Raw genomic sequence first — 20,187 nt, forward strand, 5'->3', positions numbered from 1 at the left:
TCTGGTTGTCGTGCGATCAACTTCGTTTCATGTCCTTGCGACCCCTGCATGTCGAAGGGCGATAAACGCCAACAGGCTGGCGACGGCGAAGGCATTCAGATTGAAGAGGGTGGCGAGCTCCGGCGCAGACCAGACGTAAAGCGGCACGCCGATAAAATTCCGCGAGAACACGAAGACGGCAAAGACAAGCACGGCCATTCCACGTTGCCACCACTTTTCGTGTGCCTGGAACGACAGCGCGACGAGCATGATGCAGGCGGCGAAGTACAACTCCGTGCCTGAAGCCGAGCCGAAGAGTTTCGTTTCGAACAAGGTGTCGAGCGTGCCGATCAGTGGCAGCGCGATCCGAGCTGTCAATGGCGATCGTCTGGCCAAAAACGGGATCGCCAGGAAGAGCGGCGCCGAGAGCAATGTGCCGAGCGACGCCACCACGCCATTGCCGACCAGATACCAGACATAGACAGGATAGAAGGGCTTGTTCAGCATGATGACCCACGCAATCGTAATGGTCGCCTGCGTCGTTGAGTCGAGCTGATTGCGGTTCTGGGACATCATCTGGTCGGCGCCAGCAGATAGTGGCCGACACCCCAGACCTTGCCGTTATCATGCCCGAACAGTCCTGCTGTCGACAGGAAAAACAGCCGCCAGCGGCGCTGCCAGCGGCGTGCGTCCTTGCCATACACCCTGGCAAGGATTGGCTGAACTCGATGAATATTGCCGTCAAAGTTCGCCAGCCAGTCCAGCGCTGTGCGACGATAGTGTGTTCCCGACCAACGCCATTCCTTTTCCACCTTGAACAGATCGCCGAAGCGATGCGGCAGGTCGTGCGCGGGCATGATTCCGCCGGTAAAGAAGTGCTGGGCAATCCAGTCGGACGGGTCGTTGGGATCGAACCTGTAGGAGCGATCCTTGTGGGTGAAGACGTGCAGGAACAGTCTGCCGTCAGGCTTCACCCAGTTGCGGACGCGCTCGAGAAGCGTGCGCCAGTTGGACATGTGCTCGAACATCTCCACGGACACGATACGGTCAAACTTAGCCTCCGTGGTGAAATGGTTCATATCGGCGGTGATGACGTCAAGGTTGGTCAAACCATCCCGCCGTGCGACGTCGAGAATATGGGCGCGCTGCGAGGCCGAGTTCGAAACGCTTGTGATGCGCGAGTTTGGAAATCGTCGCGCGAGATAAAGCGAAAGCGAACCCCAACCACAGCCGAGCTCGAGGATCGTCATGCCGTCTTCGATCGCCGCGTTCGAGACGGTGTCGGCAAGCGCCAGGATTTCCGCGTCCGCGAGCGTCGTATCGGGCGTCGGATAAAGGCAACAGGAGTATTTGCGCTGCGGGCCAAGCGCTGCCGCGAAAAAGTCGGCCGGCACCTCATAGTGCTGGCGATTGGCCTCGTACGTATGGGTCGCGACCGGAAAGTGGTTCATGATCTGGACGAAATCGCGCTCGGTATCCGTCGTCGTTGCCGCGAGCTTGTGTTTGGTGCGTGCGCAGAGAAAATCGATGCCGGCCAGGGTCATTGCGTCGGTGAGCGGCGCGCGCTCGGCAGTGTTGATGGCGAATGCCAGCATGTTCATTCTTTTTCTCCGTGAGCGGTGGATTTGCGAGGACCTGGGAAGAAGGCGTTGACCCGGCGCTGCAGCGCACGGAATTTGTCGCCGCGCGAGCGCAGCATGTGCTCCTCAAGCGGCGGAACGCCGGAAACATGAACCAGCAGCCAGTACATCATCAGTGGCGCCAACAGCGACAGACCGTTCCAGATCGATCCGGTCGACGCAAACAGCGGCCAGCAACACCAGAAAAGCCATTCGAAGAAGTAGTTGGGATGGCGCGAGTAGCGCCAGAACCCGATCTCGCAGACTTCCGTCTTTGCCTCGGGCGTTCTACGGAAGCGGGCGAGCTGGGCGTCGGAAATGGCTTCGCCGCCTAGCGCGATGATGGCGAGGAGTATGGCCAGAGCGTCGATGGCCCCTGGAAACGGTCGGTCATTGGCTGCGGCGAGATAGACGGCCAGGACCAGAACGAACGCGGCCAATGCCTGTATCTGCAGGAAGGCGAACAATCGCCATGCTGCGCGGTCGCCCCAGTCTTCGATGAATTTTGCATAACGAGGATCTTCAGCCGCACCTCTGGTGCGCGAGCCTATATGGCTTGCGAGCCTTAGCGACCAGGCGCTGATGACTATCAAAAGGGCGACGCGGCGGTCGAAGTCGCCACCGGCGAACGAGACAGCGACAACACCTCCGACACCCACGGCGGCCGACCATATTGTGTCGATCCAACCGCTCCGCCCGGTCGCGCGTTGTATTGCCCACGCGCCGGTCATGGCCAGCGACAACCAGATTGCGATGACGACCAGGAGCAGAATGTCCATCAGCCCTCCCGTGTGGACCCGAAAGTGGGTGTTGTCTCTACGGGAGGGAGCGCCTCTTAGTTTCATTCCGGACAAAAAATCTTCGGAAATCAAAGTCCTCTATGAAACTCGCGACGCCGCATCGGGGCGCCAAAAGGCCAGTTGTTTCGGCATTCCATAATCACAGGCGCGTGATGGCTGTAACAATTCACCGGGCGGCTGCGAACGAAGGCATGTGACCCCGTCGCATGGTGCGGCGGGCAGCATTTGGGAGGCCCACCATGAATACGCGTCTTTTCACCACCTTCGCCAGTGCCACGCTTATCGGGGTTTCGCTGATCGCCGGCGGCGCCAGTGCTCAGTCGAGTATGGATTCGATGAAGAAACCCGAAAGCATGAAATCGAACATGACGAAGACCGACAATATGATGTCCGGATCCATGAAGGCCGACAGCATGAAGATGGGCGGCACGAAGGCTGACTGCGTTCACAAGGCCGGGATGGAAAAAGACAGCATGAAGAAGGCCGACATGATGAAGCATTGTGATGCCATGAAGTGATTGCGATGGCGCTCCCGCTGTCGTCCTCGCAGGAGCGCCGCCGGCATCCTCTCTCATCTCTCTTGGCCATATCCCCGTCTATCACCCAATAAGAGACCGTGGCCCTTGTTTTAGCCCGGCGGAATCTCTCGAAATTAATATGCCCGCCATGAAACTCTTGGCCTTCGGCCCTCGTACAAATGTCAAGAGCGAGTAATCGAGCCGCTGAGGCGCAGGCATTGATGGAACTGGCAAACAGAGGGGCGGATAGCCTGAAATTGAATGGTGCGGTCGTTGGCACTGGGATTTCCAGGCTATGTCGGGCTCGCCACGATCGAGCACGCGCAACCCACCGCCAAGAGGAGAAACGAGCATGATGAAGACGACACCAGCGGCAATCGTGTTCGGCCTCTGCGCCTTCACCACGGTCAATGCTGCCGATATCGACGGCCAATGGGCGCGCGGCGATGGCAATGCCAAGGTCAGGATCGCCCCCTGTGGATCGGACATCTGCGCCACAAACACCTGGATCAAACCGGGGACGCCCAAGGAAAAGGCGGGCGACAGGCTGGTGATGACCATCAATCCGGACGCCGACGGAGGCTACGCCGGAACAGCCTTCGATCCGCAACGCAATCTAACCTACAAGCTGACCGTGACAATCAATGGAGACAAGATGACCACGAAAGGGTGCGTCGTAGCCGGGCTGCTATGCAAGGGCGTTGATTGGACCCGGATCAATTGAATGCGGAAGATATTGCGATGAAAGAGGTGACAGAAAAATCAATACGACGATTTACCGCGAAACTTAGCGCAATCATAGCTGGCGGCGTGCGGCCCAGTTCAGGCCTCGCCGTAGTATCAGCGGCATGTGGGGATGATCGAACTCGCCGGCGACGTGGCCGAGGGCGGAATAGAAGACGCGGCCTGCGCCAAATCGGCGTTTGAAGACGACCGGCATGGTGACGTTGCTGGCCGTAGGGTCATGTTTGCCGGTGAAGGTGGTGGTCGCGAGGATTTCGATCGAGGGATCGTAGTGCAGGTAATACTGCTCGGACCGATAGTCGAAATCCGGAATGTCTCGCATCACAGGGTCTTCCGGGCGGGTAACCGCGACGCGAAAATCGATGATGTTGCCGGGATGGGCGACCCAGGTCACGCCGGAGACATAGCGGAACGGCGCGCTTTCCTTGAATGAGGTCGCGAGTGAGCCATGATGTCCACCAAGCCCAAGCCCTCCGCGTACGGCTTCCACGAGGGCGTCGGCATGGGCCTTTTCGAGGCTTTCACCCGTGATTACGGGCACGAGAAGATCCGCATGAGCGAGCCTCGGTGAACCGAATATGCCGAGATCGTCGGTGACCTCAGTCTGAAAGCCGTCTTCGCCGAGCAGGCTGGCTACGATGCGAGCGCATTGCTCCGGCTCATGACCCTTCCAGCCGCCCCAAACGATGATCGCCTTGCGCATGATCTGTCCTTATCCTTGATACGTTGAACCGCCGGGGCCATGGTGCGCCGGCGGTTCAATACGATGTAACGACCTCAGCTGCGGATCGTGGCCTTCCCTTCCTCGACCAACCGCGCCGCCGCTTCGGCAGGCGTGGTGCGCTCGAACGCCAGCTCGTCGGCGATCGGGCGCAGGACGCGCTGGTCGAACTCGGTCGATCCCAAAGGTGCGGGTGCCGGGTAGTCGCCCACCTGATCCTTGAGCAGGTTCACGTATTTCACGGTATCCTGCTCCGTTGGGTTCAGGTTCGGCAAAATCGCCTCGCGGACTGCCGGCGAAAGCGGCACGCCGCGTTCGACACCGAGAATCTTGCCGGCCTCCGGGTCATTGACGAAGAAGCTGATGAACTGCGCCGCGGCTTCGCCGTTCTTCGTGGTCGCGCCGACGCTCCAGATGAGAGCCGGGCGATAGTAGTGGCCGGACGAGCCGCCCTTCTTCTCGCGGGGCAGCATCGTGATGGCCAGCTTGTTCTTCGAAAGGAGCTGGTAGCCGACGAGCTGATTGGAATAGGCCATGCCCATCGCCGACTTGCCGAGCGCGAGGCAATTGGTGTCGATCGTATTCTGGTCCAGCGTCTGCACGTCGGCGGCGACGGTTCCGCCCTTCTTCCGCAGGTCCTCCCAGAAGCTGTACCACTCCTTGGCGTCCTCGACGTCGAAGCCAAGCGCCGCATCCTTGTAGAGGCTCTTTCCGCGCTGGCGCAGCCAGGCGTCGAACACGTAGGTGTAGCGCGCGCCGTAGGGGCCGCCCGCATAATTGGTCTTGCCGACCGCCTTTGTGAGCTCGACCGCCAGCTTGGCGTACTCGTCCCAGGTGAGATCCGGCGTGGGCAACGGGATGCCCGCCGTCTCGAATGCCGTCTGATCGAAGAAGAGCGCGAAGGAATTAAGGCCAAGGCCCACGCCATAGAGTTTTTCGTCCACGGTCGTCAGTTTCAGCATGTCCTTGCCGAAGGCATCGACCTTCAATGTCGAGGGTACGAATTCATCGAGCGGGAGGCAGGCGCCGCGCTTGGAGTAGTCGGAGATCGTTCCTGGCTCGAGCTGAAACACATCCGCGATCGAGCGGCCGGCCATCTGTGTCGCGAGCTTGGTCCAGTATCCGTCCCCGCTAAGAGATTCGCCGATGATGGACACATCAGGCGTCTTGCCCTGATAAAGCCTGGCGACATCGAGCGTGCGCTTTGCCCGATCGTTCGAGCCCCACCACATGGCGCGCAGCTGTGTGTCCGCCGCAAAGGCCGGAACGCCGGCGCCGAGTGCAAGGCCGGTCGCCACGCCGGCGGAGCCCATCAGAAATGAACGTCGATTGATCTGCATGCTGATTCCTCCGGTTGTCTGCCCGGCGTCCTCCAACGCCTTTTGGGCATATGGCGGGAAGATTACGCAAAAACTTTCTGTTTGCAATAAAATATCTTTCTATTGCAAATTTGCATAATTTGCATAACTCTGTGTTTATGAACGAGATCAAATCAAAGCGGCCGCGTCAGGCCGATATTGCCGCCGCCGCAGGCGTTTCCGTATCGACCGTGTCGCGTGTGCTGGCGAATGAGCCGGGCATCAGCGAAAGTGTTCGGCAGCATATACTGCGGGTCGCGGCCGAGCACGGCTACCAGACGAAGGGGATTTCCGAGCCGATGCCGGGCGGCCTCGCCTTGATTGCCAGCGACGGTGCGACCGGCGGGCTCAGTGTCTTTTACGAAGCGATCGTCGAAGGCTTGCGGGCGGGTGCGGCGGACGCGGGAATGTCCTTCGAAGTCAGGCTGGTCCGTGAGGATCGCGCGATGCCTGATGTCATTCGCGACCAAATGAAGGCCACCAACGCAGAAGGCTTGTTTCTTGTTGGCATCGACCCCAACACCGCGTTGCGACAGTGGATCGAGGCCGATAAAATCCCCGTCGTGCTCGTCAACGGCACCGATCCGCAACTTCGCCTCGACGGTGTCTCTCCCGCCAACTTCTTCGGCGCCCTCCAGGCCGGCGAACGTTTGCTTGCGGCTGGACATCGGAAGATCCTGCATTTCACCGGTTCCCATCGCCACACCATCCGCGAACGCGTCAGGGGCTTCGACGCGGCGATCGCCTCGGTGGAGGGAGCCGCGAGCAGGATGGTTCCGATGAGTTTCCAAGGCAGCGCCAGCCGGGAAGCCCACGAATTGATGGGCGCCATCCTGGATGAGAACGAGGGCTTTACCGCCGCCTTCTGCATGAACGACTTCATAGCGGTCGGTGTTCTGGAAGCCGTCACCGAGGCGGGCCTTCGTGTGCCGGAAGACTTCGCGCTCGTCGGCTTCGACGATCTGCCCTGCGCCTTGATGACCAATCCGCCGCTTTCCACCATGCGTGTTGATCGGGGCGCTCTCGGGCGCGAAGCCGTCGGCCTGATGATCGACAGGTTCCATGATCGGTCAGCGCCTGCCCGCCACGTATGTCATGCGGTCGTCCCCGTTGTGGGCGGCACCGTACCAATGCCGAAAACCGATGAGCGATAGAGATGACCTATGATCCGGCCAGCGCCAATCCGTTAGCAGGCAACCCGCTGGAGACGCGCGAGGACATGAGCCGCGCGCTTCTCGACCTCTTCGATCCGTTGCTTCCCTATTTTTTAAAGGGGAATGCACGTGTTCGGCTGGATGGTGCCGGCGCCCATTTTGATCGCGCGGCCGCGGACCTGGAAGGGTTTGCCCGCCCTCTTTGGGGGCTGGCGCCGCTTGGAGCGGGAAAGGGCGACTTTGCCCACTGGCGGCGTTTTGCGGAGGGGCTGGCGAACGGCACGGATCCCGAACACCCGGAATATTGGGGCACAGTCAACGGGCGCGACCAGCGAATGGTCGAGCTCGCGGCGCTAGGTTTCGCGCTGGCGCTTGTCCCCGACAAGATCTGGGAGCCTCTGAGCAAGCGGGCGCGGGCAAATGTCATCGCCTATCTCAAGCATGCGCGGCAATTCGATTATGCGGATAACAACTGGAAATTCTTCCGCATCTTCGTCGACATTGCCCTCGATCGCGTCGGCGCCGAGTTCGATCGCAGCCTGACGAGGCAATACCTCGATGAGCTTGAAGGCTTCTATATCGGTGACGGCTGGTATCGCGACGGCAACGTGCGCCGCGTCGACCACTACATCCCCTTTGCCATGCATTTCTATGGGCTGATCTATTCCAAGCTCGTCGATGACGACTACGCCAAGCGCTACCGCGAGCGCGCCGCTCTCTTTGCCAGGGATTTCCGCAACTGGTTTGCACCTGATGGCGCAACCATCCCCTTCGGCCGCAGCCTCACCTATCGTTTCGCTTGCGCCGGCTTCTGGTCAGCGCTCGCCCTTGCCGATCTGGAGGCACTGCCCTGGGGCGAGATCAAGCATCTCTGCCTGCAGCATCTGCGTTGGTGGAAGGACAAGCCGATGACCAATCGCGATGGCATCCTGTCGATCGGCTTCGGCTATCCAAACCTGCTGATGTCGGAAAGCTACAACTCGGCGGGATCGCCATATTGGGCGTTCAAGGCCTTTCTGCCGCTGGCGATCGCGGATGACCACCCGTTCTGGACCGCGAAGGAGAAAGCGCCTGCACCAAGCGAAAGCGTCTCGCCGCAGCGCCATCCCGGCATGGTAGTGATGCGCGCCGGTGGCGATGTCGTGGCGCTGTCTTCTGGACAAGAAAACCTGCAGATGCGGTTCGGCACGGAGAAATATGCAAAATTTGCCTACTCGGCGCGATATGGCTTCAGCGTCGAAGCCGATGAACGGAGCTTCGCCGGTGGTGCCTTCGATTCCGCGCTCGCCTTCAGCGACAATGGACTGCACTACCGCGTGCGCGAGACGAACGCCGAGGCGAAGCTCGCCGGCGACGTGCTCTATTCGAGATGGTCGCCATTCAAGGATGTTTCCGTCGAAACCTGGCTGGTTCCCGCGACACCCTGGCACATCCGCGTCCACAGGATCAATTCGCCGCGGCCGCTGCAAACGGCTGAAGGTGGCTTTGCGATTGCCAAGCGAGACTTCGATCTCGACGTACTTGAGGCAGGGCCGGGCAGTGCCCACGTCATTGGCGATGCCGATTTCTCCGGCATTGTCGATCTGGGTTCGACGGTGAGCCGAATCGGGCTGGCGCAGAAAGCTCTGCCGAATACCAACCTGATCGTCGCCAAGACGCTTGTCCCTCAGTTGCGCGGCGAAATCCCGGCCGGCGAGACGGTCCTCATCACGGCCGTGCTCGCGTTGGATGACCCGGCCGCGGCTTCCGGCGCATGGACTACGCCTCCGGCGGCACCTGATATCTCCGCGCTCGAGGCAAGGGTTACCAAGGACGGCATAACCGTCAGCGCCATCGAAGCGCCGGGGCAGATGCCATGAGCCGACCGGGTATCGCGCTTGCCATGCACCCGGGGCGGACGGAGCACGTTCTCCCCGATCGCCTTCTCGACCGGCTGGGAAGTCTGGGCCGATTGCTTGACCGAGAGCCGTTGCAGACCTTCGCTGACGAACGCGCCAGGCGACTACTGCCCGAAACGGAAATCCTCATAACCGGATGGGGCGCTCCCTATGTCGGCCGCGATGTGCTTTCGGCAGCCGGGGGGCTGAAGATGATCGCTCATGCGGCGGGAACGGTGAAGGGGCTGATCGACGAAGACATATTTCGCGCGGGCATCACCGTCAGCCATGCGGCCGAGGCGAACGCGGTCCCGGTGGCCGAATTCACGCTTGCCGCCATACTCTTTGCCGGCAAGCAGGTTTTCCGATTTCGCGACACTTACGTCGCGGACCGCAACCGCGATCGCACCCACCCCATGCAGCGGCTTACGATCGGAAATTACGACCGCACCGTCGGCATCATCGGCGCGTCGCGCATCGGCCGGCGCGTGATCGAGCTGCTGAAGCCCTTCAATTTCAAAATTATTCTTTTTGACCCGACATTGAGCGCATCCGAGTGCGCGGCAGTCGGCGCCGAAAAGGCTGATCTTGATAGCCTGATGCGCAGTGCCGACATCGTGTCGTTGCACGCGCCCTCGCTGCCATCGACACAACATATGATCGACGCCCAAGGGCTGGCGCTGATGAAGGACGGTGCGACGCTCATCAATACGGCACGCGGTGCCATCATCGACGAGGCTGCACTTCTCGCCACGCTTTCGACCGGCCGGATCGACGCGATTATCGATGTCACCGACCCTGAGATACCGGAACCGGCATCCGCCTTCTACGATTTGCCTAACGTGTTCTTGACACCCCATATCGCAGGCGCCGTCGGCCTCGAGCGGACGAGATTGGGTGAAATGGCGGTCGATGAAATAGAGCGATACCTAACCGGCCAGCCACTGGAATACGCGATTACGCTCGCCGATCTCGATGCCATGGCTTGAGAGGCGTTCGCGCTCGCGCCAAGTCGGCTCGACCAGCCGTTCAATGGATGCTGCCTCATGTGAGCGTGCGACTTCCGATCGCGGCTTCGTCGGGAAGAGCTGCGTTGAACATCACCTATACTATTGGTCGCTCAACGGAAGATTGGTAAACAAGCCTTCTGAAGACAGGAGGGCTGCAAGTGTCCATGTTATCCAAGCGCTTAGCCGCAAAGCTTGGCAACGATCTCGTTCTTGCCGATGGTGAAGGCATGGATCGTTACCTGCGCGACTGGCATCGCGACACCGTCGGTGCGGCCGTTGCCGTGATCCGCCCTCGATCGGTAACCGACGTGGCTAACGCGGTTCTAGCATCACGCGATCTTGGCCTCGCCATCGTGCCACAAGGTGGCAACACCGGGCTTGTGCACGGAGCGCTGCCGCAATCGCCATCCGACCATGTCGTTTTAAGCCTGGAGCGGCTGAACAGGATCCGCACCATTGCTCCCGACGACTTCTCGATGACGGTCGAGGCGGGCTGCATCCTATCGGCTGCGAAGGAGTGCGCCGCGGAAAACGGTATGTTCTTTCCGCTGGCATTGGGCGCGCAGGGAAGTTGCCAGATTGGCGGCAATGTCAGCACCAATGCCGGCGGCATCAATGTGCTGCGTTACGGCATGACCCGTGATCTGGTGCTCGGCCTCGAGGTCGTGCTGCCGAATGGCGAGATCTGGAATGGTCTTTCGACGCTGCGCAAGGACAACCGCGGGGTCGACCTGAAGCAACTGTTCATCGGTTCGGAAGGCACTCTCGGCATCATCACCGCAGCTTCTCTGAAATTGACGCCCCTGCCGACGCAGCGCGAGACGGCGCTTCTCGCAGTGGCCTCTCTCGATGACGCCGTTGCGCTCTATCGCCTGGCGCGGCGGGAATGCTGTGACCTGATGTCGGCGTTCGAGTTCATGCCGCCCGAGGCATTCCCCTTGGCGCAGGCCGCCATGCCGGATCTCGTCATGCCGCTTTCCGGGCAATATCAAGCCTATGTCCTTATGGAGCTCGGAGGTTCCGGACTGGTCGACATGGCTGATCTCATGCAGCGGTTCCTCGAGCTCGGAATGGAAAAGGGTCTCATTCTCGATGGTGTCATCGCCGCCTCGCAGAGCCAGGCAAGGACCCTGTGGAGCTTTCGCGAGGGCATGGTCGAGGGGCAGGTCAAGCGTGGTCGGCATCTGCGCACCGATGTGTCAGTCTCGCTCTCCAACCTTGCAGCCTTCGTGGCCGAGGCGGAGGCCGAGCTTGCAAGCGCTCTACCGGGGTGCCTGGCAATATCCTACGGGCATGTCGGAGACGGCAACGTGCACCTGAATGTTCTGCCGTCGGCAGGAACGCCCGATGGCGAACGTGACGCGATCATCAAGCGCGCCAAAACCATCATCAACGAAGTTCTTTTCCGTTACCAGGGAAGTATCAGCGCCGAGCATGGGATCGGGCGTGAAAAGATGGATGACTTCCGCACCGGATTGCAGCCGACGCAGGTGCAGTTGCTTGCTGCTTTGAAGGCGGCGATCGATCCGGATTGGCGAATGAACCCCGGCGTTCTGTTCTGATCGGCTCAGATCGGCTGCATCTTGCGCATGTCGCTCAGCTGACGTTTCATCTGGTTGATGCGCGTCCGCTCTCCTTCGGGCCGGCGCATGGCGACGCTGGTCGAGAGGATGTCTATGACCACGAGCGCGGCGATGCGCGATATGGTCGGCGTATACATGTTGGTATTTTCGAGCGTTTCCACGATCAATGCTACGTCTGAATAATGCGTCAACGGCGATTCCGAACCCGTCAGACAGATGACGATCGCGCCGTTGTCGCGCGCGATGCGGGCGATCTCGATGATCGATCGGGTGGTTCCGGTATTCGAGATGACGAAAGCGACATCGCCTTCCTTCATCATCGAGGCGACCATCAGTTGCTGGTGGGAATCGAGCTCGGCGCCGCAGGGAACGCCGAAAAGCGGGAACTTCTGTTGCGCGTCGCGCGCAACGATCCCGGAAGCTCCAAAGCCGAAGAATACGATCGATCGGGCCGCGGCGAGAATGTCGATGGCCTTGTGGAGAGCGGTCTTGTCGAGCTTCGAGCGGGCCCAGTCGAGACTTGTCATGGTGTAGTCGAAGATTTTCTCGGCGATGACCTCCGGTTCGTCGGTATCGAGCAATACCGAGTGTGTTGCCGGCGTACCGAAGGCGAGGCTTTGCGCGAGGCGGATCTTGAGATCCTGGAAGCCGTTGCAGCCGACCGCCGTGGCAAAGCGAAGGACCGTTGGTTGGCTGACCTCGGCCAGCGCCGCCGTTTCGCCAACGGTCGCATTCATGATCCGGCGCGGATCGTCGAGCACGACGTCGGCAACCTTGCGATCGGACTTGCGCAATTCGGGTCGCATCGTCCTGATGACTTCGATGATGTTGCGGCCGTTGCTGCTTCTGATGTCGCTATCCATCCGGATCGCCTTTCCTGCATTTTCGACTGCGAAGGCTAGAAGTTTAAAGGTTTAAGAGCAAGGTCGCGTCGTGCAGCGAAAGGCCGGCTACTCATTTTGCAAGGTGTATAAGATATCCGTCCTGGCGCGGTGCAGGCCGAGACCAGTAATCGTGGCAATCTCGGCGTCGATTGTCTCCGGCTGCTCGGTATTGAAATCGAACAGCCCGTAGTGATGCGCAATCAGGTCGGCGGCGCCCACATACCGGGCCACGGTGATCGCTTCGTGAAGCGAGAAGTTCCCGGGCACGCCGTTTTGCGAAAGCTCCGCGCGCCTGCCATTGACCGGCAGGAGAGCGACATCCGGCTGTAACCGACGCACCTCGTCCTCGAGCCCGTCGAAGGGGATACAGTCGCCGGAGTGCCAGACGCAGGTCCCATCGGCACGGATCGCATAACCGAGAAATCGGTGGTTGCCGTCCGTGTCCGTTTCCAGCGTCTCATGCGCGGCGCGCGTCGGAATGATTTCGATACGTGCCAGCGGTGAGATGGGTTCGCCGGCGCGGGCGAGAATGAGCCGATCGCCCTGTGCGCCCGAGCGCTCCATGGCCTGGGCGGCAACCGCGCGGGGTGCGATCAATCTGGCGCCAGGATTGGCCGAGAGCAGTAATGGCAAGGTGCCGGGATCCATGTGGTCTGTGTGGGCATGCGTGCAAAGCACGAGATCGACGTGGAAGATCTCGTCCGGGAGGACGGGCGGCGGCATCATGCGGACATGCGGTCGCGCCGTGTTTTGGTACTTTGCGGCCAGGCTGTCGGAAAGATAGGGATCGATGACAAGCCGCATGCCGGCAATGTCAATGACAAAGCCGGCCTGACCGAGCCAGTATACCTCTACTTGACCGGTCGGTGGTCGTTTCAATCGCTCGGTCAGCGATTCTCCTATCGGCGTCTTTTTCAGCCTGGCGCGCATGGTTCGACCTCAGGCTGACAATACGGAGAGCAGGTTGTCGGCCGCTATTCGTGTGGCGCGGTCAACGCTTTCGGCGGTGAACCCGCCGATGTGGCTCGTTGCGATCACGCGTCCATGCGCGGCCAACTCGAGCGAGACCGGCGGCTCCTGCTCGAAGACGTCGGTGGCATAGGAGCCGATCTGCCCGAGATCGAGCGCTTCGATCAAGGCGTCCTCGTCCACCAGCCGCGCGCGCGCCGTGTTGACGATGACCTGTCCTTTTTTCGCCGAGAAGATACGGCCTCGATCGAGGAAGGTGGAGCCGTCGCGGGGCAGGGGGCAATGCAGGCTCAAGATGTCGGCCTCGGCAACGATATCGTCGACCTCGGCATAGGAGAATGCGCTCGACGGGAGATCGAGATTGGGTCGCGCCGGATCGAAAGCGAAGACGCGCGCGCCGAGCGCGATCACCATGCGGGCGACCTCCCGGCCGATCGCGCCGCAGCCGATGATGCCGACGGTGCGGCCATGGATTTCAGCACCCCGCAAACGTGGCCAGCCACCGGCCTTGATGCCGGCATCCGAATGCGGAATGGAACGCAGCGCGCTGAAGATCAGGCCGATCGTGAGCTCCGCAACCCCCATGGAATTGGCGCCCTCGGCGATCATGACCTTCACGCCACGCTCCCTGAGCATGTCGATCGGAAGGTTGTCGACGCCCACGCCGTTGCGGCTGATGACCTTCAAGGCCGCTGCCGCTTCGATGATTTTCGGGGTCACCGGCTCGACGCCGGCAAGCCAGCCGACACAGCCCGGCACCAGATCGATCAATTCCTGCTCGTTCGGCATTGCGCCTGCCGTGGAATAGACGATCTCGAAGCCTTGCTCGCGCATCCGCTCGACATCGGGATGCGGTTCCTGCGTCAACGAACGCGGTGTGACGAGAATACGCTGGTTCATGCTCATCTCCCCGCGGCCTGAATGGCGATCTCGGATATGCGATCGAACGAAGGACCCGATGTCGGGATCGCGACGTCGAAGACCTCGGCGACGACCTGCGTCCAGCCGTGGATGAAATAGGTCCAGCCGTCCTCGATGCGCAGCGACCGCTCTTTCTGCTGACGACGGGCCTGGTCGAGGAAGACGAGGTCGCCGCGATAGTTGAGATCCCAGACGACGGCGCGTTCGGGGAAGACGGCGGCATCCGTCAGGGGCGAGCCGGGCGCGTCCTTGCCGAGGCCGGTGGCATTGATGACGAGCGAGCCGGCCTTCAGGGAGGCCAGAACCTTGTCGTTGTCTTCAGGGCGTTCGGCCAGCAGATACTCGACCGGCACGTCGAACTCGACCTGCTCATGAATGCGCCTGATCTCGTCCAGGCGATGCTGGCTGCGATTGGTCACGATGATACGCGACGGCACGTTCCTGCTGCGGCTCTTTCGCATCAGATGCCAGGTCAGCGCGATCGTCGATCCGCCGGCGCCCATCGAGAACAAGTCGGCGTCGTTGTCCGCGAAGTAGGTTTCGCCGAGAAAGCCGTCGATCGACAGGCCCGACGAGATCGGATCCTTGGCGTGGCAGATCAGCTTTCCGTCCCGCTTTGAGATGCAGCTGGTTTCGTCCATCAGCAGCGCATGCGCATCGATGACATCGAACATGCCCCTGCAGGCGTGGAAGAGGTCGATCTTGTGGGTGGTGACGAGCGCGCCCATCGACAGCGGGTCATCGCGGATGAATTCGACAGCCCTGCGATAGGCGGAGGGATCGTCGTGCAACTTGAAATCGATGCCCTTGATCGCGGCGCCCTTCAATCCAAGATAATCCGCCCAGGCGGGAAATACCTTCATGATCGAGCTTTTGCCCGTCGTCACGCCGATGAAATAGAGCGTCGGGCTGGTTGCGGGTTCGTAGGTGCTCACGCGCGCTTCTCCAGAGCTTCCTTGGCGACCTTGACGGCGGCGGTCGCGTTTCTTGCAATATCCTTGAAGCGACCTTCACGAATGTCTTCGGTCTTGGCGATCCAGGTGCCGCCCACGGCGATCACCTGGCGCAGCGCCAGCCACTCTCCGATCGTTGCCTCGGTGACGCCGCCGGTAGGGATGAAGCGGATGCCCAGATGGGCGAAGGGGGCGGAAATGCCCGCAAGCGCCTTCGGGCCGCCCGCCACGCCGGCGGGGAAGAACTTCGCCAGTCGCACGCCGCGCGCGGCCGCAAGCGTCAGATCGGATGGCGTCATGATCCCGGGGCAGAAGGGCAGGTTTTCGGTCTTAGCGGCATCGACGATGTCGGGATCGAACCCCGGCGCCAGGGCGAAACGCGCACCGGATGCGATCGCCTTCTTCAAGTTCGCCCGGTCGAGGATGGTGCCTGCGCCGATGCACAATTCAGGGCGGGCGTCGCGCATGGCTGCGAGAACGTCGGCTGCGGCCTCGGTTCGGAAGGTGATCTCGGCCACCGGCAACCCGCCTTCAAGCAGCGCATCTGCGAGCGCCACCGCATCCGAGGCGCGCTCGATGGCGATAACGGGAACGACGCCGAGACCGGCGATGAGGTCGATAGGATGTGTCATGGCATTCTCCGCAATGCTCTTGTCGATCAGGTGTAGGATTTCATCAGTGCGCGAACCGTGTCCTCGCTGCGCGGCTGATAGGCGGGGTTCTCGATGAGCTTCCAGCCGTCGGCTCCGTCGCTCACGACGCGGTGGCGCATGCCGCGGGAGGATTCGATGATCCCGTAATCCTGGCCGCTATCCGAGGGGTAGGCGAAAACCATCACCAGATCCTCGTTACCGATGTTGATGGAGCGATGGATCCAGAAGGGCGGCACGTAGCAGATCGTCTGCGGTCCGATCTCGACGATGCGCGTCTCGCCTGCCGGCGATTCGAGCTGCATCAGTCCGAGACCCTTCTGGCCATAGTAGATCTCAGGCCGGTCCGCCTTGGCGTGGATATGTCCGCGCGTCAGAAAGAATTCGTCGGCGATCTTGCCGGGGCTCATGCGGGTGACGCCGTAGATGAGGTCGCCGCGGTGTGTGCCGGGACGAAAATCCTCCACGTCGTAGACAACGACATCGCCGAGCTTTTCGAGCGTCGCGTCGAATGCGGCTTCGTCGGCGTAAAGCCCGTTGAGATCGCTCAGGCGCTTCTCGTAGCGCCCGGTGTTTCCGCTCATTCCGCCGCCGATCGTGTCGACAACGCTTGAGACTGGTTCCCGCATCATGATGCATCCTCCGTTTGGTAGTAAAAGTACATAAATAGATATGAAAACACGTGCAAGTGAAATTTTTAGGCTATATTGCGCTGCAAAAACGTAGAAATTGAACAAAAAATATGTTGACGGGAAAAATTCATGTAACTACGCTACATTTCAGCCAGGAGATGGCTTGCGCTTGAAGCGCTCACCCGGAGGAGAAACGAAAATGAAAAAGACTGTAATGACGCTTGCGCTCTGCGCAGCCGCATCGGTACTTGCCATGGCGAACGCGCAGGCCGCGGATTGCAAGATCGGCATCTCGATGAAGACGCTGGACGCGCCGTATTTCGCCGCACAGGAAGTCTCGGCGAAGAAGCGTGCCGAAGAGCTCGGCTGTGAAGTCATCTCCGTCGATGGCCAGAACGATCTTAACAAGCAGGTCGCCGACGTCGAAGACATGGTCGCGCAGGGCATCGGCGCGCTGATCATCAATCCGCGCGACAGCAAGGGTCTTGTTCCGGCCGTCAATGCGGCCACCGCAGCAGGCGTCAAGGTCTTCGTCATCGACTCGACGATCGACGCACAGGCCAATTTCGTAACCCTGGTCCAGTCTTCGAATTCGCAGAACGGCCTTCTGGTCGGCCAGTGGCTCGCCGATGCGACCAAGGGCAAGGAGCTCAAGATCGCGTTGATCTCCGGTGACAAGGGCAATGAAGTGGGCCAGGAGCGCCGTCTGGGTGTTCTGGCAGGTCTGACCGAAGGCCAGCTGCGCAACGAAGGCCGTGCCAACTTCACGGTGGTCGGCCAGGGATGGGGCGCCTGGACCAACGAAGGCGGCCTGAAGGCGATGGAAGATCTTCTGACCGCGAACCCTGACGTCAACGTCGTGCTCGGCGAAAACGACTCCATGGTCCTCGGCGCACAGAAGGCACTCGAGCAGGCAAACAAGTCGGGGGACGTCTTGTTCCTGGCGGCCGCGGATGGTCAGAAGGAAGCGTTGCAGGCGATCAAGGATGGCAAGTACGGCGCAACTGGTCTCAATGATCCGGCGCTCGTCGCTGCCACGGCTGTCGATCTGGCCAAGAAGGCGCTCGATGGCAAGCTGCCCGGCGATATCTCCAAGATCACCTACACGACGCCGACCGCGATCACCAAGGACAACGTCGACAAGTACCTGAAGAAGGACGCGGTATTCTAAGGCCGGATCCTCCCTGTGGCCGGCGCGGCTTCGTGCCCGCCGGCCATCCATTCAATGACCTCCGAAGCCGGCTCGCGCCGGCGCCGCCGCAGAGCGCGGCTTGGTCGTGTGACAGGCAGAATGTGACGCTATGGAAACTGTTGTTGAGCTCACCGGCATCCGAAAATCCTTCGGCGGCGTACGCGCCCTTCAAGGTGTGGATTTTACCTTGCGCAGCGGTGAGGTTCACGCCCTGCTCGGCGAGAACGGTGCCGGCAAGTCGACGCTGATGCGTGTTCTAGGCGGGGAGTACGTTCCGGAATCGGGAAGCGTGAAGGTTCGCGGCGCCGAGCAGCGGTTCAAAGGGCCGATGGACGCGCTCGACAAGGGCATCGCCATCATTCACCAGGAAATGGCGCTGGCGACGGATCTCACGGTGGCGGAGAACATCTTCCTCGCCGAGATACCCTCGGTGATCTCCTGGCGCGACCTCAACCGGCGCGCCGCGGAGCTGATCTCCAGCCTCGGCTTTTCGATCTCGCCATCCGCGACCGCGTCCGATCTGTCCGTTGCTCATCAGCAAGTTGTCGAAATCGCCAAGGCTCTCTCCAAGAATGCCAGCGTGATGGTCTTCGACGAGCCGACAGCGGTTCTTTCCGTGCAGGACGCCGAACGCCTGCTCGGCATCATCCGGACGCTGCGGGAGCGCGGTGTCGGCATCATCTATATCTCTCACCGCCTCGACGAGGTGTTTCGCATCGCCGACCGGATCACGGTCATGAAGGACGGTGCGTCGGTCCAGACTGTCGAGCGAAAGGATGTCGCGATCGATGACGTCATCCGCATGATGGTCGGCCGATCGCTGAAGGCTCTTTTCGGCGACGATCTCGAACGGCCGATCGGCGAGGAAGTGCTACGGATCGAGGACCTCTCCGATGGCGCGCGCATCCGTGGCGCGTCGCTCTCGGTAAAGGCGGGTGAGATCGTCGGGCTTGGAGGCTTGGTTGGCGCCGGTCGCACCGAGCTGGTGCGCCTCATCTTCGGCGCCGAGAAGGCGCGTTCGGGCAAGATCTTTCTGCATGGAAAGGAAGTGCGCGTGAACAACCCGCGCGCCGCCGTCAAGGCAGGGATCGGGCTTGTTCCAGAAAGCCGTAAGGAGCAGGGGCTCGTTCTCGATTTTCCGATCCGAGTCAACGCGACGATGTCGAAGCTCGGGCCGCTGGTCAATGCGTTCGGCTTCGTGCGGCGGGCGGCCGAAGGCGCGACCGTCGAGAAACTGGCGGCGCGCCTGCGCATCAAGGCCGGCAGCCTCAACGATCCCGCATCGAGCCTTTCCGGCGGCAATCAGCAGAAGGTCGTGCTTGCCAAGTGGTTTCACGCCGATGGCGACCTTCTGATCTTCGACGAGCCGACCCGCGGCGTCGATGTCGGCGCAAAGACCGAGATCTACTCGCTCATCAAGTCGCTTGCAGCCGAGGGCAGGGCGGTGCTCGTCATCTCGTCCGAACATATCGAGCTTTTCGGGCTGTGCGACCGCATTCTCGTCATGCGCGAGGGGGAACTGACGGGGTCGCTCGACCCGCAAGACTACACCGAAGAAAAACTGCTGAAGCTGGCGATGGTCAATACCGTCTCACAGGCCGAAGCCATCGCGACCAGCAACTGATTGGGTTAAAGCCGTGACCGAACTCACCGAAACCGCTCACCGTTCGCCTTCGCTGAACATTTCCAACATCCTGCACCGCTACGGCACGCTGGCGATCCTGATCGCCCTGCTGATCGTGGCGACCTCGATGTCCGACGTCTTCCTGACCCAGCGCAACATCATCAACGTTCTCCGACAAAGCGCTGGCACCAGCCTCATGGCGATCGGCATGCTCTTCGTCATCCTCACCCGGGGGATCGATCTCTCGGTCGGTTCGGTGGCAGCGCTCGGCAGCGTTTTGTCGGCGATCGTCATTCAGGACTACGGGACCGGCGGAGCGGTCGCGACCGCGCTGATCGCCGGCGCAGCCTGCGGCCTCGCGTCCGGCGTCCTCGTCGCTTTCCTGAAGCTGCCGCCCTTCGTCACGACGCTTGCGATGATGACCGTTGCGCGCGGTCTCTCGCTGATCGTCTCCGCCGGACAGCCCATTCAGATGGGTGATGCCGGGATCTGGATCACCACCTTCGGATCCGGCTCGATCGCCACCATTCCCTATCCCGTCGTGCTGATGGCGATCGTCTTCGTCATCGCCGGTATCGTCCTGACCTTCACGCGCTTCGGACGCCTGGTGAAGGCGATCGGCTCGAATGTCGAGGCCGTCAGGCTGTCCGGTATTCCGGTCGCTTATTACACGACAGCGGTCTATGTGATCTCCGGCGTTCTGGCGGCCGCGGCCGGTATCTTTTCGACCAGCCGCACCGGCATCGGCTCAGCCAATATCGGTGTCGGTTCGGAGCTCGATGCGATCGCTGCCGTCGTCATCGGCGGGGCCAGCCTGATGGGCGGACGCGGCGGGGTCATGAACACCTTCATCGGCGTGCTTGTGCTTGGCATTATCGCCAATATGATGAACCTTGCCCGCGTGCCGGGCTATCACCAGCAGGTCTTCATGGGCTGCATCATCATCGGTGCGATGCTCCTGCAATATGCCTCCAACTGGTTTCGCAAGTAGTGTCCGCC

Annotated in this window: 20 protein-coding genes; 9 read left to right on the forward strand and 11 right to left on the reverse strand. The window is 61.0% G+C overall.

Features of this window, described 5'->3' with window-relative positions; genetic code table 11:
* Window positions 1-27 precede the first annotated feature (27 nt).
* From GGQ67_RS18600 to GGQ67_RS18610, 3 genes are read right to left on the reverse strand one after another with little or no spacing between them, the layout of a single operon-like run.
* Window positions 28-552: a hypothetical protein gene (locus GGQ67_RS18600; RefSeq protein WP_246400236.1), complete on the reverse strand. Its 525-nt coding sequence runs from the start codon at window positions 550-552 to the stop codon at window positions 28-30.
* Complete coding sequence (locus GGQ67_RS18605; RefSeq protein WP_183901623.1) at window positions 552-1,580, reverse strand: SAM-dependent methyltransferase; 1,029 nt, start codon at window positions 1,578-1,580, stop codon at window positions 552-554. Before GGQ67_RS18605 ends, GGQ67_RS18600 begins: the two co-directional genes overlap by 1 nt.
* On the reverse strand, window positions 1,577-2,377 hold the full coding sequence (locus GGQ67_RS18610) for a DUF1295 domain-containing protein (RefSeq protein WP_183901624.1): 801 nt from the start codon (window positions 2,375-2,377) through the stop codon (window positions 1,577-1,579). The genes GGQ67_RS18605 and GGQ67_RS18610 overlap by 4 nt, the downstream gene beginning before the upstream one ends.
* Window positions 2,378-2,604: 227 nt before the next feature.
* On the opposite strand from GGQ67_RS18610, the gene GGQ67_RS18615 reads away from it, so the two are divergent.
* Both GGQ67_RS18615 and GGQ67_RS18620 read left to right on the forward strand, forming a co-directional pair.
* The gene (locus GGQ67_RS18615) at window positions 2,605-2,916 is read left to right on the forward strand and encodes a pentapeptide MXKDX repeat protein (protein ID WP_425503804.1); all 312 of its coding nucleotides are present in this window, start codon (window positions 2,605-2,607) and stop codon (window positions 2,914-2,916) included.
* A gap of 352 nt (window positions 2,917-3,268) precedes the next feature.
* Complete coding sequence (locus GGQ67_RS18620) at window positions 3,269-3,640, forward strand: DUF2147 domain-containing protein (RefSeq protein ID WP_425503805.1); 372 nt, start codon at window positions 3,269-3,271, stop codon at window positions 3,638-3,640.
* A gap of 72 nt (window positions 3,641-3,712) precedes the next feature.
* Here the strand turns inward: GGQ67_RS18620 and GGQ67_RS18625 are convergent, their stop codons facing one another.
* Together GGQ67_RS18625 and GGQ67_RS18630 are read right to left on the reverse strand one after the other, a co-directional pair.
* Window positions 3,713-4,363 carry a ThuA domain-containing protein gene (locus GGQ67_RS18625; RefSeq protein ID WP_183901626.1) on the reverse strand — a complete coding sequence of 217 codons (651 nt, stop codon included), beginning with the start codon at window positions 4,361-4,363 and terminating at the stop codon, window positions 3,713-3,715.
* Between the two features lie 74 nt (window positions 4,364-4,437).
* Complete coding sequence (locus tag GGQ67_RS18630; protein ID WP_183901627.1) at window positions 4,438-5,721, reverse strand: ABC transporter substrate-binding protein; 1,284 nt, start codon at window positions 5,719-5,721, stop codon at window positions 4,438-4,440.
* Window positions 5,722-5,858: 137 nt separating this feature from the next.
* Here GGQ67_RS18630 and GGQ67_RS18635 point away from each other — a divergent pair, with 137 nt between their 5' ends.
* From GGQ67_RS18635 to GGQ67_RS18650, 4 genes are all read left to right on the forward strand, one after another.
* On the forward strand, window positions 5,859-6,893 hold the full coding sequence (locus GGQ67_RS18635) for a LacI family DNA-binding transcriptional regulator (RefSeq protein ID WP_183901628.1): 1,035 nt from the start codon (window positions 5,859-5,861) through the stop codon (window positions 6,891-6,893).
* A gap of 2 nt (window positions 6,894-6,895) precedes the next feature.
* Entirely contained in the window at window positions 6,896-8,752 is a 1,857-nt protein-coding gene (locus GGQ67_RS18640) for a DUF2264 domain-containing protein (RefSeq protein ID WP_183901629.1), read from the forward strand.
* Window positions 8,749-9,759, forward strand: a complete 1,011-nt coding sequence (locus GGQ67_RS18645; RefSeq protein WP_183901630.1) for a hydroxyacid dehydrogenase — start codon at window positions 8,749-8,751, stop codon at window positions 9,757-9,759. Before GGQ67_RS18640 ends, GGQ67_RS18645 begins: the two co-directional genes overlap by 4 nt.
* Window positions 9,760-9,944: 185 nt before the next feature.
* Window positions 9,945-11,342, forward strand: a complete 1,398-nt coding sequence (locus tag GGQ67_RS18650; protein WP_183901676.1) for an FAD-binding oxidoreductase — start codon at window positions 9,945-9,947, stop codon at window positions 11,340-11,342.
* A 5-nt stretch (window positions 11,343-11,347) separates the two neighbouring features.
* Here GGQ67_RS18650 and GGQ67_RS18655 read toward each other — a convergent pair whose 3' ends face one another.
* The 6 genes from GGQ67_RS18655 to GGQ67_RS18680 all read right to left on the reverse strand — a co-directional run bounded on the left by GGQ67_RS18655 (window position 11,348) and on the right by GGQ67_RS18680 (window position 16,372).
* Window positions 11,348-12,226 carry an SIS domain-containing protein gene (locus tag GGQ67_RS18655; protein WP_183901631.1) on the reverse strand — a complete coding sequence of 293 codons (879 nt, stop codon included), beginning with the start codon at window positions 12,224-12,226 and terminating at the stop codon, window positions 11,348-11,350.
* An 87-nt stretch (window positions 12,227-12,313) separates the two neighbouring features.
* On the reverse strand, window positions 12,314-13,177 hold the full coding sequence (locus tag GGQ67_RS18660) for an MBL fold metallo-hydrolase (protein ID WP_183901632.1): 864 nt from the start codon (window positions 13,175-13,177) through the stop codon (window positions 12,314-12,316).
* 9 nt (window positions 13,178-13,186) lie between these two features.
* Window positions 13,187-14,116, reverse strand: coding sequence for a phosphoglycerate dehydrogenase (locus tag GGQ67_RS18665; protein ID WP_183901633.1), 930 nt, complete (start codon window positions 14,114-14,116; stop codon window positions 13,187-13,189).
* A 2-nt stretch (window positions 14,117-14,118) separates the two neighbouring features.
* Complete coding sequence (locus GGQ67_RS18670; RefSeq protein WP_183901634.1) at window positions 14,119-15,072, reverse strand: shikimate dehydrogenase; 954 nt, start codon at window positions 15,070-15,072, stop codon at window positions 14,119-14,121.
* A complete protein-coding gene (gene eda / locus GGQ67_RS18675) occupies window positions 15,069-15,722 on the reverse strand; it encodes a bifunctional 4-hydroxy-2-oxoglutarate aldolase/2-dehydro-3-deoxy-phosphogluconate aldolase (protein ID WP_183901635.1) in 654 nt (217 codons plus the stop codon). Before eda ends, GGQ67_RS18670 begins: the two co-directional genes overlap by 4 nt.
* A gap of 26 nt (window positions 15,723-15,748) precedes the next feature.
* Entirely contained in the window at window positions 15,749-16,372 is a 624-nt protein-coding gene (locus tag GGQ67_RS18680) for a glucose-6-phosphate isomerase (protein ID WP_183901636.1), read from the reverse strand.
* Window positions 16,373-16,571: 199 nt separating this feature from the next.
* Here GGQ67_RS18680 and GGQ67_RS18685 point away from each other — a divergent pair, with 199 nt between their 5' ends.
* The 3 genes from GGQ67_RS18685 (at window position 16,572) to GGQ67_RS18695 (ending at window position 20,179) form a co-directional block, all read left to right on the forward strand.
* On the forward strand, window positions 16,572-17,543 hold the full coding sequence (locus GGQ67_RS18685) for a sugar ABC transporter substrate-binding protein (RefSeq protein ID WP_183901637.1): 972 nt from the start codon (window positions 16,572-16,574) through the stop codon (window positions 17,541-17,543).
* 130 nt (window positions 17,544-17,673) lie between these two features.
* Complete coding sequence (locus GGQ67_RS18690; protein WP_183901638.1) at window positions 17,674-19,188, forward strand: sugar ABC transporter ATP-binding protein; 1,515 nt, start codon at window positions 17,674-17,676, stop codon at window positions 19,186-19,188.
* A gap of 13 nt (window positions 19,189-19,201) precedes the next feature.
* A complete protein-coding gene (locus tag GGQ67_RS18695; RefSeq protein ID WP_343056527.1) occupies window positions 19,202-20,179 on the forward strand; it encodes an ABC transporter permease in 978 nt (325 codons plus the stop codon).
* Window positions 20,180-20,187 lie beyond the last annotated feature (8 nt).

Origin of the sequence: Rhizobium metallidurans, from assembly GCF_014196505.1 — a bacterium.
In the GTDB taxonomy this organism is placed as follows: domain Bacteria; phylum Pseudomonadota; class Alphaproteobacteria; order Rhizobiales; family Rhizobiaceae; genus Rhizobium; species Rhizobium metallidurans.

Coding starts and splice junctions, on each gene's coding strand:
- GGQ67_RS18600 (WP_246400236.1), bottom strand. CDS start 552: ATGTCCCAGAACCGCAATCAGCTCGACTCAACGACGCAGGCGACCATT.
- GGQ67_RS18605 (WP_183901623.1), bottom strand. CDS start 1,580: ATGAACATGCTGGCATTCGCCATCAACACTGCCGAGCGCGCGCCGCTC.
- GGQ67_RS18610 (WP_183901624.1), bottom strand. CDS start 2,377: ATGGACATTCTGCTCCTGGTCGTCATCGCAATCTGGTTGTCGCTGGCC.
- GGQ67_RS18615 (WP_425503804.1), top strand. CDS start 2,605: ATGGTGCGGCGGGCAGCATTTGGGAGGCCCACCATGAATACGCGTCTT.
- GGQ67_RS18620 (WP_425503805.1), top strand. CDS start 3,269: ATGATGAAGACGACACCAGCGGCAATCGTGTTCGGCCTCTGCGCCTTC.
- GGQ67_RS18625 (WP_183901626.1), bottom strand. CDS start 4,363: ATGCGCAAGGCGATCATCGTTTGGGGCGGCTGGAAGGGTCATGAGCCG.
- GGQ67_RS18630 (WP_183901627.1), bottom strand. CDS start 5,721: ATGCAGATCAATCGACGTTCATTTCTGATGGGCTCCGCCGGCGTGGCG.
- GGQ67_RS18635 (WP_183901628.1), top strand. CDS start 5,859: ATGAACGAGATCAAATCAAAGCGGCCGCGTCAGGCCGATATTGCCGCC.
- GGQ67_RS18640 (WP_183901629.1), top strand. CDS start 6,896: ATGACCTATGATCCGGCCAGCGCCAATCCGTTAGCAGGCAACCCGCTG.
- GGQ67_RS18645 (WP_183901630.1), top strand. CDS start 8,749: ATGAGCCGACCGGGTATCGCGCTTGCCATGCACCCGGGGCGGACGGAG.
- GGQ67_RS18650 (WP_183901676.1), top strand. CDS start 9,945: ATGTTATCCAAGCGCTTAGCCGCAAAGCTTGGCAACGATCTCGTTCTT.
- GGQ67_RS18655 (WP_183901631.1), bottom strand. CDS start 12,226: ATGGATAGCGACATCAGAAGCAGCAACGGCCGCAACATCATCGAAGTC.
- GGQ67_RS18660 (WP_183901632.1), bottom strand. CDS start 13,177: ATGCGCGCCAGGCTGAAAAAGACGCCGATAGGAGAATCGCTGACCGAG.
- GGQ67_RS18665 (WP_183901633.1), bottom strand. CDS start 14,116: ATGAACCAGCGTATTCTCGTCACACCGCGTTCGTTGACGCAGGAACCG.
- eda (WP_183901635.1), bottom strand. CDS start 15,722: ATGACACATCCTATCGACCTCATCGCCGGTCTCGGCGTCGTTCCCGTT.
- GGQ67_RS18680 (WP_183901636.1), bottom strand. CDS start 16,372: ATGATGCGGGAACCAGTCTCAAGCGTTGTCGACACGATCGGCGGCGGA.
- GGQ67_RS18685 (WP_183901637.1), top strand. CDS start 16,572: ATGAAAAAGACTGTAATGACGCTTGCGCTCTGCGCAGCCGCATCGGTA.
- GGQ67_RS18690 (WP_183901638.1), top strand. CDS start 17,674: ATGGAAACTGTTGTTGAGCTCACCGGCATCCGAAAATCCTTCGGCGGC.